We start from the raw sequence: 14,070 nt of genomic DNA, 5'->3' as shown, positions 1-14,070 counted from the left end.
TGGCTGAAGACGCAATCTATGTAAACAAGAGTATCAATATGAGCGATCGCTAATTATCTTCAGTAAGATAGTGCCAAATTTTGACAACAATTTTACCGCAAACCGACGGTGGTTGTTCTGCTGCACAGAAATATCGGAGGATAACAATGTATCACAGACAACCCAAAGCAGCTAAACCTTCTACAAATCACTCCGATGCAATAGTTAATCCATTCGCACCCCGTCCTTTTGTTGTCTCCACTGAAGCAGAAGATAGCAATCAAACGCCCAATTTACAGCCACAAGCAGTTAAAAACAATACATTAATTTCTCCAAACAACTTCGCCAACATCCCCGTTTTTCCTCCTGGTTATCAACCACCACCACCGCCACGCATTCAGATGAAACTTGCAATTGGTGAACCAGGAGATACCTATGAGCAAGAAACTGAAACTTTAGTCAAGGAAGCTATGCAACGGCTTGATATGCCTGTTGTCATGGCTATTCAGCGCAGTCAAAATCAGATTCTCAACCGAGACATTGACCCTACTCAAGTCCAAGATGGAACAACGCAAATTAACCCCGAAGATATCGATTTAGAAAAAATTGGTCATGGCTTGATTTATCACGACGTTTTGACAGATCAAGATAAAGAATGGTTGAGAGAACAAGGATTTCACGAACAATGGTTTCCTGATGGCAATGTCGTCAATTCTGGTCAGGGATTGAATTATGGATTATTGTTACCGACAGAACAAGGAATCACAGCCGGAAAACACCCCGTGTTGGCGTTTCGCGGAACCAGTGATTTAGCAACAGCATGGCAGGATTTAGATATTAACTCTCCTGGACATGGTGGTATTCAGAATTTACTCAAGGAAGTTCCCACTGGCTACATCGGTAATATCGTTTCGCAATCAGGCAAAATAGATGTTACAGGTCACAGTTTAGGCGGCGCATTAGCTCAACATTTTGTTGGTACTCATCCAACTTTGGTGAGACGACTGGTAACATTTCAATCGGCTGCGCCAAATGCCAAGCAATACCACAACAATATTGAATCGCTACCCGAAGAAGAAAGACCAGAGGTAGTTCACCACATTGCTAAAGGCGATATTGTAGATTTAGCAGGAGGAGAACATCTCAAAGGCACATTTTTTGAACATGATCTAGAAACTTCAGGGTTAGCAAATTTCTCTACACTGGCCAGAATTAAACAAGCACACACATCTCAGCTATTAAATACTGAAGATATCGTCGGCGAAGCAGGTCATGGTAGTCATGCTAAAAATATCACCATGATGGAAAATGCCACTCGTCCTTATACAAAATCTCGATTAGTCGAAGCAGGCAGGATGATGGCACTCAATAAAGGTACTGCCGTTGCTGGTGGCTTGTTGGTTGGTGCGGCTGGATTAGCAGGTACAGCAGTAGAAGTTCCCACCAGATTAGCTTACACAGGTTTGAAAAAAGCCGGAAGTGCGATCGCCTCTGGTGCATCAATAGCCGGAAGTGCTATTGCTTCTGGTGCATCACAAGTTGGAAATGCGATCGCCTCTGGTGCATCATCTCTTTATGAGACTGCCACTAATTTCTTCTCTAAGAACAACCAAGAATAATCCGATAGCCTTCCTATTTGATATATAAACAAGGTAGACAAGGAAGACCTGGGAGATAGATATTTGTAAACCATTTATGATTGCTATATGAGTAGTTATATGAATGACCCATTAATATTTGAGCGTCATTTTAGTGACAAACTTGAGATATCATTAGAAATTCCTCAAACTTGGCAAAAAATTGCCAATCATCATTTAGATGAGCAAACCGAAGGATATTTTTATCCTACACAATCGACACATAATCCCCAAATTTTTTATTAAGAAAATTGTTATACCAGAAACAGAACAACACGAACAAAACTTTATAGAACTTGCCGATGAATTACTACAATTATCCTTACAAAAATTACAGCCAGAACAGTTTGAAAGAATTTCTCAAACACAAACAAAAATTGATAACTATCCAGCGAGATTAGATATTTTTGTGTTTCAACCACCTGATGTTGAACTGCCAATTACACAATATCAAGTTTGTTGGCAATGTCATCAACTTGTCTATGGATTAGTTGCAATGGTAGAGTCAACCGCAGAATTAGAATATTTACCAATTGTCGCCACAGTCGCAGGTTCGATTAACTGCCAAAAAACATAGATAGCTTTGATTGCATATTAAAGAGATTTTTGATTTTTTAAATTGTTTGAAGGAAAAAAAGATGTTTACATCTTCGGTATTTAAGACTAAAAAATATCAATTTTGGCAGCAAAAGATTTTAACAACTTGTGTTTTCAGTATTATCCTCGGTATGAGTCAAACAGCACTAGCTGGATATGAACCACCGAAAGACCAAAAACCCCCGACAGGCCATTCAGATTCATCTGGTGTCATATTATGTCCGGCAAATCAGTGATGATTCAACACATCTGTGCAGAAAGACAAAACTCTTTCTCCCCCTGCTCCCTACCCCCTGCGGTCTTTATGATCAGTCTTTTACCGGACATGATATCAGGCTAGGATGCAAAACTAATAATATGCGATCGCCATCACTAATCATCGGTTCTGCTACTCCTCGTATGCAAACATCCAACAGTTTTACCGCTTCTAGTCAGCCACGGCGAAATCAAACTCGCTAACTTCATACTTTATGAAAACAGTGCATCTATCCCAAACCTTACTAGAGATGTTGCAATGCAACGTCTCTTTATTTTTCTTTACATTCTTTCTCATAGTCTGAGAGAGTTACGAATGCTTGCAGTACTTGGAGAAATTGTAGGCAATATCTTAAGGAATGCTGCATATTGTACCCAAAATCTGAATTTATTTGTTATCGTGATCCCAAAGGAATTATTAAGCACCAACAAGATAGACCAGACGCTAAATCAGCGCCGAAATGCCTGGTGGGTGCGAGATATGAAATTAATCACTAAAATTAAAAGCTCATTAATTCAGAGTATCTATTGGGGAGGTAACAATTATGGTTACAGCATCTCATCAACCTTTGTCTTCACTTTCTAAAGAACAATCGCTGATTCTTTGGTTTGATGAAGTAGGAATTAAAGATATACACCTAGTAGGTGGAAAAAATGCCTCCTTGGGAGAGATGATTCAACAATTAACCCCCAAAGGTGTGAATGTGCCAATGGGGTTTGCAACTACAGCTTATGCTTATCGTTATTTCATTCAATCAGCAGGATTAGAAATAAAGTTACGTCAACTTTTTGCAGACTTAAATGTTGATGATGTGAACAATTTACGCGAACGTGGAGAAAAAGCGCGATCGCTATTATTGCACACACCATTCCCCGAAGATTTACGCCAAGCTATAGCCCAAGCCTACGAAAGTTTATGTAACAAATATCAAACCCAAACAGATGTTGCAGTTCGTTCTAGTGCCACTGCGGAAGACCTCCCTGATGCGAGTTTTGCCGGACAACAAGAAACTTATTTAAATATTGTTGGTGTTGATGAAGTAATTACAGCTTGTCATAAATGTTTTGCTTCTATATTTACTGACCGTGCTATTTCTTATCGTCATACAAAAGGATTTGATCACTTTAATGTCGCTTTATCAGTTGGTGTCCAAAAAATGGTGCGTTCTGATTTAGCCACATCTGGTGTGATGTTTTCTATTGATACCGAAACCGGATTTAAAGATGCAGCCTTAATCACCGCCGCCTACGGTTTAGGAGAAAACGTCGTCCAAGGTGCAGTTAATCCCGATGAATATGTAGTATTTAAACCAACATTAAAAACAGGTTTTCGTCCGATTTTGGATAAGAAATTGGGCAGTAAAGAAATCAAAATGATTTATGTGTCAGCTTCCGAAATTGATTTAGTTGCTTGTGCTGCTGACAACGCCCATACATTAACAGTTAAATCAGATGATAATTGCAAGTTAACCAAAAATGTCCCGGTAGCGGAAAGCGATCGCACTCAATTTGCCCTAAATGACGCAGAGATTTTACAATTAGGGCATTGGGCTTGCGTCATCGAAGACCATTATTCCCAAGTCCACGGTAATTACACACCAATGGATATTGAGTGGGCAAAAGATGGGATTAGTAATCAATTATTTATTGTGCAAGCACGTCCCGAAACTGTGCAGTCACAGAAAAAAGGCAATGTCTTACGGAGTTATCGCTTAGTCTCAAGTAAGGAAACTCCACTCCCACTAGTAACTGGACGCGCCATAGGTGAAGCCATCAGCCAAGGTAAAGTGAGTGTCATTGTCGATGTTCACAACATTGATAAATTCCAACCGGGGGATGTGTTAGTTACCGAGAGAACAGATCCCGACTGGGAACCAATTATGAAACGCGCCAGTGCAATTATTACCAATGCGGGTGGTCGTACCTGTCATGCAGCGATTATTGCACGAGAATTGGGCGTGCCGGCGATCGTGGGCTGCGGGAATGCGACACAAGTCTTGCAAAATGGGCAAGAAGTCACCGTTTCTTGTGCTGAAGGCGAAGACGGTAAAGTTTATCCTGGCTTGTTACCCTTTGAAGTTAAAGAAGTCCCCTTAGAAAACTTACCCCGCACCCGTACTCAAATTTTAATGAATGTTGGTAATCCCCAGGAGGCTTTTAGTTTATCTGCAATTCCCAACGACGGCGTAGGTTTAGCACGGACAGAATTTATTATTGCTAATCAAATTCAAATTCATCCAATGGCGTTAATTCACTACAACCAATTGCAAGATGAAAAAGTCAAAATTCAAATTGCGGAAATCACCGCACTTTATCATCATAAACCACAGTATTTTGTAGATAAATTAGCCCAAGGTATAGCCAGAATTGCTGCCGCATTTTATCCCAAACCTGTGATTGTGCGGATGTCGGATTTTAAGAGTAATGAATACGCCAATTTATTAGGTGGTAAACAATTTGAACCAGGCGAAGAAAACCCGATGTTGGGTTGGCGTGGTGCCGCACGTTATTATGATGAAGGTTATAAAGCTGCTTTTGCCTTAGAATGTCAAGCCATCAAACGAGTCCGGGATGAAATGGGTTTAACAAATGTTATCCCGATGATTCCGTTTTGCCGCACTCCCGAAGAAGGTAGGTTAGTATTAGCAGAGATGGCAAAAAATGGCTTGCAACAAGGTATAAATAACTTGCAAGTTTATGTGATGTGCGAGTTACCAAGTAACGTAATTTTAGCAGAAGAATTTGCCGATGTCTTTGATGGTTTTTCCATTGGTTCTAATGATTTAACGCAGCTAACCTTGGGTTTAGACAGAGATTCCGCCTTAGTAGCGCGATTATTTGATGAACGCAGTCCCGCCGTGAAGCAAATGGTAAAAATGGCCATTGAAGCCGCCAAAAAACGCCACCGCAAAATCGGTATATGCGGACAAGCACCAAGCGATTATCCAGAATTTGCTCAGTTTTTAGTCGAACAGGGCATTGATTCTATTAGTTTAAATCCCGATTCAGTTTTAAAGACAATGCTGGAAATTGCCAAGGTAGAAAATCCTGAGTCTTGAGTAAAGCAATAAAGTTGAGATTGTAGAGACGTTGCAATGCAACGTCTCTGTTGTAAATTGATGAAATCATCAATAGAATTAGCTCAAGTCATGCCAGTTAGAGACCGTTACCATCAAAACGTCAAAAACGCCTTAATTAAAGATGGCTGGACAATTACTGATGATCCCTTTCATTTGAAATGGGGGAAAAGGGATATGTACGTTGATTTGGGTGCTGAAAAACTGATTGCTGCTGAAAAGGAAGGACAGCTAATAGCAGTTGAGATTAAAACATTTCGCAGCGTGTCAGATATGACTGACCTCGAACACGCACTAGGACAGTATTTATCCTATCGCTCTGTCATGACTAGAACCAATCCTGACCGCGTTCTTTATCTTGCGGTTCGTGACCAAGTATACGCTGATGTCTTTGATGAGCCAATTGCTAAACTTTTGGTAGAGGATTACAAAGTTAATGTCGTTGTCTTTAACCTAGAACAAGAGGTTATTTTCCGATGGATACCCTGGAGCAATACAGACAGCTAATACGAAATATTTTAATTGAACATACAAAAACTCCTTTCAGTACTGGTGACATTCAATTTGAAACAGTTTTTGATAGTGAACAAGATCGTTATCTGGTAATGATTTTGGGACGAGAACCTGCGTATGATTTTTCTCCGACTGTGACTAGACGTGTTCATGGTTGTCTGATTCACGTTGATATTATTGATGGTAAGATTTGGATTCAGCGTGACGGTACGGAAGACGGAGTAGCCGCAGAACTCGTCAATGCTGGCGTACCGAAAAATCAGATTGTGTTGGGGTTTCGGTCTGAGGAACTGCGACAAGATTCAGAATTTGCGATCGCCTAGTACAATAAGGCAAAAGTAAAAGGTCAAAAGGAAAAAGAAATAATAGTGATACCACAAGCTTTTTAGCAATTTCTTATGGTCACTGAGCGTAGTCGAAGTGTGATTGGTTTATTTACGCCTAACTGTACTAGCCTAACATTCAGTACTATTAGGGTGGGCAATGCTCACCCTAAAAATTTTTCAACAGAAAGCAGGACAAAGGGGAAAATAACAAAAGACTATTGACTGATGACCATTGACTAATGAGTAAAAACTGGTTTCGCATTGGGTTAGTGAGTATCTTTTTACTCTCACTCGCTGTCAGGTTTTGGGGACTAGACAGGTTTAACACCTTAGTCTTTGATGAAGTTTATTACGCTAAGTTTGGTAATAATTATCTCACCCATGTTCCGTTTTTCGATGGTCATCCACCATTGGGAAAACTAATCATTGCTCTCGGTATTTGGCTGGGTAGCCATGTAAAATTTTTGTATGAGAGTGTGAATGGACTTACGGGTTCACTGCGATCGCCTTGGGATTATCGTTGGATTAATGCTTTTTTAGGTTCATTTATCCCTTTATTAAATGCTGGCATTGCTTATCAATTAAGTTCCCGGCGTAGATTTGCTTTGATTGCTGGGTTATTTACTGCTGTTGATGGCATTTTTATTGTTGAATCCCGCTATGCCTTGATTAATATATATATAGTGATATTTGGTTTATTAGGGCATTGGTTGTTTCTTTTAGCCTTAAATAATCAAAAGCAAAAGCGTAAATTATTTTTAATTATTTCTGGGATCGCTTTTGGTTGCTCAATTGCGACAAAATGGAATGGTTTATTTTTTCTAGCTGGCGTGTATTGTTTGTGGCTATTTGCTTGGATATGGCAAATAATTGGCAGAAAAATTAATCATAATTCTGAAGAAGTTCATCAGCAAGCTGGATCACCACTACAAAAACTAACTCAAATCTATGCTTGGCAAATAATATTATTTCTAGGAGTTTTGCCACTGATTGTTTATAGCTTGATTTGGATTCCCCATTTACAACTAGATACCAAATACGGATTTATCGAAGTTCACAAGCAAATTTTGAGTTTTCATGAACGGTTGGGGGGAAATAATGCTAACGTACATCCCTATTGTGCTGCTTGGTATAAATGGCCATTGTTAATCAGACCAATGGCATATTATTACAAAACAGCCCACAGTATTCATGAGCCATTACCTGTTTTGGGGCCAGATTTACCTGCTAATGCTGGGAAAATTATTTATGATGTTCATGCGATGGGCAATCCTTTTTTATGGTGGTTTAGTGTTGCTGCCATGTTGTTTTTAATCGGAATGCTCATTGTCTCAATGGTAATGTTTTTGCAGCAGAAAAAACAATTCACCTTACCGAAAAACTTTACTGTTGATACATGGATTGCCTTATACTTAGTGGTAAATTATGCCACTAACCTAGTACCTTGGATGAGGGTATCGCGGTGCGCTTTTATTTACCACTATATGACGGCTGTGGTATTTGCATTTTTAGCGATCGCTTGGTTTGTAGATCAATGCCTACGTAGTTATTATCGTCCATTGCAAGCGATCGGTGTCGCCCTTTCTGTAATTGTTTTGGCGGCTTTTGTGTTTTGGTTGCCCATTTATTTAGGTTTACCACTGACAAACGAAGCTTATCGCCTACGTATGTGGTTTAACTCTTGGATTTAAATCTAAAATACCTGTCACCTGTCACCTGTCACCTATTTCCTCCCTTAATACTGCTACATATATGCAGGGTAGCTAATCACATCTTTTTTACATTTCTTATCTGTATTTATCGAGCCTGACTGTTAGACTAAAAACGCAAGTTAAGCTAAATATAAAGCTAAGTAACATAACAGAGGTAGCAAAAATTAAGTATCGAAATATCAGAAATGATGAAGAAAAATAAAGAAAAAATTTTATAATCAATCATTCTATTTTTTTACTGTAAGAATTTCGTAATTACTAGATTTATAGAATCACAATTATATTAGCTTACATCTAGGAAGTGTCATAAAGTTATCCACACTGTATGTAACACCTATATACAGCCTACTTTTGATGCTCCCTAGTATAGAGAGGGGAATCCTAATGGAATTAAATTTACAACTTCCTAGCATTAATGTTACTAGCTTAAAAGAAGCACCAATTCATACTTCTCGCCAAATCCAGCCCCACGGAGTATTGTTAGTTTTGGCAGAACCAGAATTACAAATCTTACAAGTTAGTAATAATACCTGGGCTGTGTTCGGGATAGAACCCGAAGCAATGTTGCAAAAGAAACTCGAAGATTTATTAGACTCTTATCAACTAGAAAGAATTAAAGCAGGATTAGCAGAAGCTAATCTGGAGTTTATCAACCCGACAAAACTTTGGTTCCGCAAAAAAGGTGATGAATACATCGTTTTTGATGCAGTTTTTCACCGCAACTCAGAAGGGTGTTTAATTCTAGAACTAGAACCAGCATTTTCCCAAGAAAATATCCCATTCTTAAGCTTTTACCATCTAGCGAAAGCTTCTATTAACCAGTTAGAAAAAACTTCAAACCTGCGAGACTTTTGCCAAATCATTGTTCAAGAAGTGCGTAAGGTAACTGGTTTTGACCGGGTAATGTTATATAAATTTGATCATGATGGACATGGTTCAGTTATTGCCGAAGAAAAGCTAGAAACCCTAGAGCCATATTTAGGTTTACATTATCCCGAATCAGATATTCCTAAACCAGCTAGAAAATTATTTGCATCTAATTCTATTAGAATTATACCGGATGCAAAAGCCGAACCAGTACAACTAATTCCCGCCATCAATCCAGTTAGTCAGCGTCCTGTAGATTTAACCAATTCAATCTTAAGAAGTCCTGCGGCTTGCCATCTGGAATATTTACATAATATGGGTGTGGGTGCTTCTTTAACTATCTCTTTAATTAAAGACCAAAAACTCTGGGGATTGATTGCTTGCCATCATCAAACACCGAAATTTGTCTCTTATGAATTGCGGAAAGCCTGCGAATTTTTAGGACGAGTGATATTTGCAGAAATCTCCGCCAGAGAAGAAACCGAAGATTACGACTATCGGATGAATTTGACACATATTCAATCGCTATTGATTGAATATATGTCACAAGAAGAAAACTTCATCGATGGTTTAGTCAAACATCAGCCGAATTTGTTAGATTTAACCAGCGCCCAAGGTGCGGCTGTTTGTTTCGGCGATCGCTGTACACTTATAGGTGAGACTCCCGCTGAAGAAGACTTGAGTTTTCTAGTGCAGTGGTTAAAAAATAACGTCGATGAAGAAGTCTTCTATACTAATTCTTTGCCGGAAGTTTATCCCGATGCCGAAAGGTTTAAAAACGTTGCTAGTGGTTTATTAGCAATTCCAATTTCTAAACGCAATTATGTTTTGTGGTTCCGTCCCGAAGTTATTCAAACAGTGAATTGGGGTGGTGATCCCCATAAAGCATTTGAAGTTAGTCAGACAGATGGCGATGTGCGTCTGTGTCCCCGCAAATCTTTTGAATTGTGGAAAGAAACAGTAAAGCTGACTTCTTTACCTTGGCAATATGTTGAAATTAAAGCCGCGTTGGAATTGCGAAAAGCAATTGTGAATATTGTCTTGCGCCAAGCCGATGAACTCGCTCAATTAGCCCAAGACTTAGAACGTTCTAACGCTGAATTGAAAAAGTTTGCCTACGTCGCTTCCCATGACTTGCAAGAACCACTCAATCAAGTAGCGAATTATGTGCAGTTGTTAGAAATGCGCTATAACGAAGAACTGGACGAAGACGCTAAAGAATTTATTGGCTTCGCCGTTCAGGGTGTGAGTTTAATGCAGACTTTGATTGATGACGTACTAGCATACTCCAAAGTCGATACTCAAGCGATCGCATTTCAACTAACTGAAGTTGAAACCGCCTTAGAACACGCCCTCAGCAACTTACGACAGCGCATTGCCGAAACCGGTACGGTAATTACCTATGATCCCTTACCCACAGTCATGGCTGGTAGTACCCAGTTGATGCAACTATTCCAGAACTTGATTGCTAACGCCATCAAATTCCGTAGCAACCAACCACCCCGTATTCACGTAGGTGCAGAAAGATTAGAAGATGAATGGTTGTTCTGGGTACGCGATAATGGTATCGGTATAGATCCCAAATTTAGCGATCGCATTTTTGTCATCTTCCAACGCCTACACACCAGAGACGAGTATCCTGGTACGGGTATGGGTCTAGCTATTTGTAAAAAAAATTGCCGAATGTCATCGAGGTCGCATCTGGGTAGAATCACAACTTGGTGAGGGAGCTACCTTCTACTTTACAATTCCAGTTGGAGGGCGCGAGCGTGAGCGTAGAAACGGAAGACAAGCCCAAAACCATCTTTTTGGTCGAGGATAATAAAGCCGATGTCCGCTTAATTCAAGAAGCATTGAAAAATAGCTCAGTCCCGCACGAAGTCGTGACGGTGAGAGACGGAGTGGATGCAATGGCATTTTTACGCCAAGAAGGTGAATATGCTGATGCTCCCCGCCCCGACCTGATTCTGCTAGATTTAAACTTACCTAGAAAAGATGGTCGAGAAGTCTTAGCAGAAATTAAAAACGACCCACTACTTAAACGCATCCCGGTAGTCGTGCTGACAACCTCAAAAAACGAGGATGACATCTTTCACAGCTACGACTTACACGTTAACTGCTACATTACAAAATCTCGTAACCTCAGCCAACTGTTCCAAATCGTCAAAGGTATCGAAGATTTTTGGCTATCTACCGTTACCTTACCGTCAGAGTAAGTTAAAAGGCAAAAGTAAAAATAAGTTAAAAGGTAAAAGTAAAAAGTAAAAAGAAAGAATCAGAAGTAAAGCTTTATTCTGCCTTTTACCTTTTACCTTTTGATTTTTGCCTTTTACCTTTTACCTTTTGCCTTTTCCATTCCCAGGGCTTGAAATAAAAAAACTATGGCTGGAAGCTTAGTAAAAATCTTGTTAATTGAAGACAATCTGGCAGAAGCTAGGTTATTGCAAGAGTTTTTGCAGCAAGCCGACGCTAAAGAATTTGTGCTAGTTCATGTCAAGCGATTACAAGAAGCACTCAATAAACTCAAAAGCAGCGATTACGACATCATATTACTAGACCTGACTCTACCCGATAGTCAAGGATTATCATCTTTGCCAGTGTTGATTAATTGTGCGCCTAGCGTGCCAATTGTGGTACTCACAAATACAAATGACGAAGAACTGGCAATTGAAGCAGTCAGAGAAGGAGCGCAAGATTATTTAGTCAAGCGTCACGTCAATGCTAATGGCTTGGTTCGTTCTATCTGTTATGCGATCGAGCGTAAACAGCTTTTAGAAACATTACGCCAAGTTAATCAAACATTACAAGTGCAAGTTGAAGAAAGCACTGCGGAACTGGTGAAAGCTAACGAAATTAACCAGTTCAGATCAGAATTAGTTTCGATGCTTTCTCATGATATTCGTCAACCCCTGAATACAATTCTCTTAGCCGCCGGACTACTCCAAAATAACGAAGATAAATTAACTCAAGAAAAAAAAACGCAATCATTTACAAATGATTCGTGTAGCTATCAAGAATATGGCGCAAATGTTAGACGAAGTGTCTTTAATTGGCAGGGCTGATTCTGGGAAATTTCAATGCGACCTTGAGCCATTAGATTTAGAAGCATTTTGTAGTCAATTAGTTGATGAAGCGCAATTAAATCTCAAAGAAAAGAATTTAACTCTCGTCTTTGCCAGTTATGGAGAATTAATTGAAGAAGCTGTTTGGGATGAAACACTACTGCGCCACATTTTAGGCAATTTACTGGGCAATGCCATTAAATATTCCCTACCTAATGGCAAGATTCAGTTTGAACTCATCAGTCAAGAAAACTCAGTCATGTTTCGTTTTCAAGATTGGGGAATTGGTATTCCTAAACAAGACCAAAAGCGCATGTTTCAACCTTTCCAACGTGCCGAAAATGTCGGGAGAATTCCTGGTACTGGCTTAGGTTTGGCAATTGTAAAGAAGTGTGTAGATGCCCATAACGGCGAAATTATGCTCAACAGCGAAGTGGGAGTCGGCACAACTTTTATCGTTACTCTACCTTTGATTAAGCTGTAAACACCAAAAATCTATAATTGCAAAAGTCTGTTAAACTATCGCCAAATCATTCCATCAATTAATACAGAGAAAAAATATGGCATTAGGTAGATTAGTTAACGGACAATGGACAACTGTCTGGACAGAACGAAATGAGAAAGGCGAGTTTCAGCGAATGCCCACACAGTTTCATCATAAAATTACCGCAGATGGAGCTAGTGGATTTAGGGCAGAAGCCGATAGATATCATTTGTATGTTTCTTTGGGTTGTCCTTGGGCGCATCGTACTGTTTTATTACGTGCTTTAAAAGGGTTAGAAAAAGTTATTGGTCTTTCTATTGTTGATCCTGTAATTAGTGAACAAGGATGGAAATTTTCGGATAAACCAGGATGTATTCGAGATAAAGTTAATCAAGCTGATTATCTTTGGCAAATTTACGCCAAGACGAATCCAACTTATACCGGACGAGTCACGGTTCCAGTACTGTGGGATAAACATACAAACAGCATTATTAATAACGAATCTCGGCAAATTATCCAAATATTAAATACAGAATTTAATTTTTTTGCTGAGAAAATGGTTGATTTTTATCCCAAATCGCTGCAAGCTGTCATTGATCAAACCATCGATGCTATTTACCAACCGATAAATAATGGCGTATATCGCGTTGGTTTTGCCACAACCCAAACGGCTTACGAACAAGCCCTAAAAGAATTATTCTTGGCTATGGAACATTGGGAAAAAGTTTTAGGTAAACAGCCATATCTCTGCGGTGAAGAAATTACCTTAGCAGATTGGTGTATATTTACGACTTTATTTCGCTTTGATTTAGCATATTATGGTTTATTTAAGTGTAACTTGAAGCGGTTAGTCGAGTATCCCAATCTCTGGAATTATTGCCGGGAGTTATATCAATATCCTGGTGTGAAACAATGGTGTAATATTAGTCATATCAAACAACTGTATTATGTCGGTCTACCAGAATTAAATCCTAATGGAGTGATGCCTGTAGGCCCCCTAATTAATTTTGACTTACCTTATAAATGCCGCGATCGCCAAATCTAGATATTTTGCTCAAACCTAAAATATATGCAAGATCCAGAAGTCTCCTTTTTTCGTATGTTTGGTTCTATATTTGCGGGGATTGGTAGTATTTTTTTTGATCATAGGTATCATCATTGCTATGGATACTCGCAGTTTCCATAAAAATTCTATTCCCGCCCAAGGAACTGTTGTGGAAGTAGTCAAACATAAATCTAGAGATAGTAAAGGGCGTTATTCTACTATTTATTATCCAGTCATCAAATTTACAGCAAATGCTGGTAAAGTCATAGAATTTGAAGCTAATAGCGGCAGTAACCCCCCAGCATATTCTCCAGGCCAACAAGTAGAAATTCTCTATAATCCCCAAGAGCCAGAATCTGCGATAATTAATTTTGAGCCAGATTTTTGGTTCTTACCTACTATGTTTATTGGGATGGGTTCACTGTTCGTTTTAATTGGGGGAATTCCATTAGTAAAATCATTCCTACCTAGAAGATAAAACAAAGAGCGATCACTGACAATATTAATTTTAACTTA

At 39.2% G+C, this 14,070-nt stretch carries 11 protein-coding genes and 2 pseudogenes; all 13 read left to right on the top strand.

The window, feature by feature from the left end:
* The first annotated feature begins 146 nt into the window (after positions 1–146).
* The 13 genes and pseudogenes from ACX27_RS09740 to ACX27_RS09685 all read left to right on the top strand — a co-directional run bounded on the left by ACX27_RS09740 (position 147) and on the right by ACX27_RS09685 (position 14,032).
* On the top strand, positions 147–1,598 hold the full coding sequence (locus ACX27_RS09740) for an alpha/beta hydrolase family protein (RefSeq protein WP_062291452.1): 1,452 nt from the start codon (positions 147–149) through the stop codon (positions 1,596–1,598).
* Between the two features lie 99 nt (positions 1,599–1,697).
* On the top strand, positions 1,698–1,862 hold the full coding sequence (locus ACX27_RS32330) for a hypothetical protein (RefSeq protein ID WP_158507363.1): 165 nt from the start codon (positions 1,698–1,700) through the stop codon (positions 1,860–1,862).
* The gene (locus ACX27_RS09735; protein ID WP_062291449.1) at positions 1,798–2,193 is read left to right on the top strand and encodes a hypothetical protein; all 396 of its coding nucleotides are present in this window, start codon (positions 1,798–1,800) and stop codon (positions 2,191–2,193) included. Before ACX27_RS32330 ends, ACX27_RS09735 begins: the two co-directional genes overlap by 65 nt.
* A gap of 61 nt (positions 2,194–2,254) precedes the next feature.
* On the top strand, positions 2,255–2,449 hold the full coding sequence (locus ACX27_RS09730) for a hypothetical protein (RefSeq protein ID WP_062291446.1): 195 nt from the start codon (positions 2,255–2,257) through the stop codon (positions 2,447–2,449).
* A 564-nt stretch (positions 2,450–3,013) separates the two neighbouring features.
* The gene (gene ppsA / locus ACX27_RS09725) at positions 3,014–5,527 is read left to right on the top strand and encodes a phosphoenolpyruvate synthase (protein WP_062291444.1); all 2,514 of its coding nucleotides are present in this window, start codon (positions 3,014–3,016) and stop codon (positions 5,525–5,527) included.
* Positions 5,528–5,617: 90 nt separating this feature from the next.
* On the top strand, positions 5,618–6,052 hold the full coding sequence (locus ACX27_RS09720) for an element excision factor XisH family protein (protein WP_062298253.1): 435 nt from the start codon (positions 5,618–5,620) through the stop codon (positions 6,050–6,052).
* Complete coding sequence (locus ACX27_RS09715; RefSeq protein ID WP_062291441.1) at positions 6,022–6,381, top strand: XisI protein; 360 nt, start codon at positions 6,022–6,024, stop codon at positions 6,379–6,381. The genes ACX27_RS09720 and ACX27_RS09715 overlap by 31 nt, the downstream gene beginning before the upstream one ends.
* Positions 6,382–6,623: 242 nt before the next feature.
* Positions 6,624–8,075: a dolichyl-phosphate-mannose--protein mannosyltransferase gene (locus ACX27_RS09710; RefSeq protein ID WP_062291437.1), complete on the top strand. Its 1,452-nt coding sequence runs from the start codon at positions 6,624–6,626 to the stop codon at positions 8,073–8,075.
* Between the two features lie 405 nt (positions 8,076–8,480).
* Positions 8,481–10,785, top strand: a pseudogene (locus tag ACX27_RS09705) (ATP-binding protein).
* Positions 10,733–11,179, top strand: a complete 447-nt coding sequence (locus tag ACX27_RS09700; protein WP_062291435.1) for a response regulator — start codon at positions 10,733–10,735, stop codon at positions 11,177–11,179. The pseudogene ACX27_RS09705 and the gene ACX27_RS09700 overlap by 53 nt, the downstream one beginning before the upstream one ends.
* 165 nt (positions 11,180–11,344) lie before the next feature.
* Positions 11,345–12,509 (top strand): annotated as a pseudogene (locus ACX27_RS09695) (sensor histidine kinase).
* Between the two features lie 76 nt (positions 12,510–12,585).
* Positions 12,586–13,554, top strand: a complete 969-nt coding sequence (locus ACX27_RS09690; RefSeq protein WP_062291432.1) for a glutathione S-transferase family protein — start codon at positions 12,586–12,588, stop codon at positions 13,552–13,554.
* Positions 13,555–13,672: 118 nt separating this feature from the next.
* A complete protein-coding gene (locus ACX27_RS09685) occupies positions 13,673–14,032 on the top strand; it encodes a DUF3592 domain-containing protein (protein WP_235526575.1) in 360 nt (119 codons plus the stop codon).
* Positions 14,033–14,070: the final 38 nt, after the last annotated feature.

It is taken from the genome of Nostoc piscinale CENA21, from assembly GCF_001298445.1.
Lineage (GTDB): Bacteria > Cyanobacteriota > Cyanobacteriia > Cyanobacteriales > Nostocaceae > Nostoc_B > Nostoc_B piscinale_A.
Note: the sequence above shows the minus strand (reverse complement) of the source record. Positions and strands in the feature narration are given on the sequence as shown.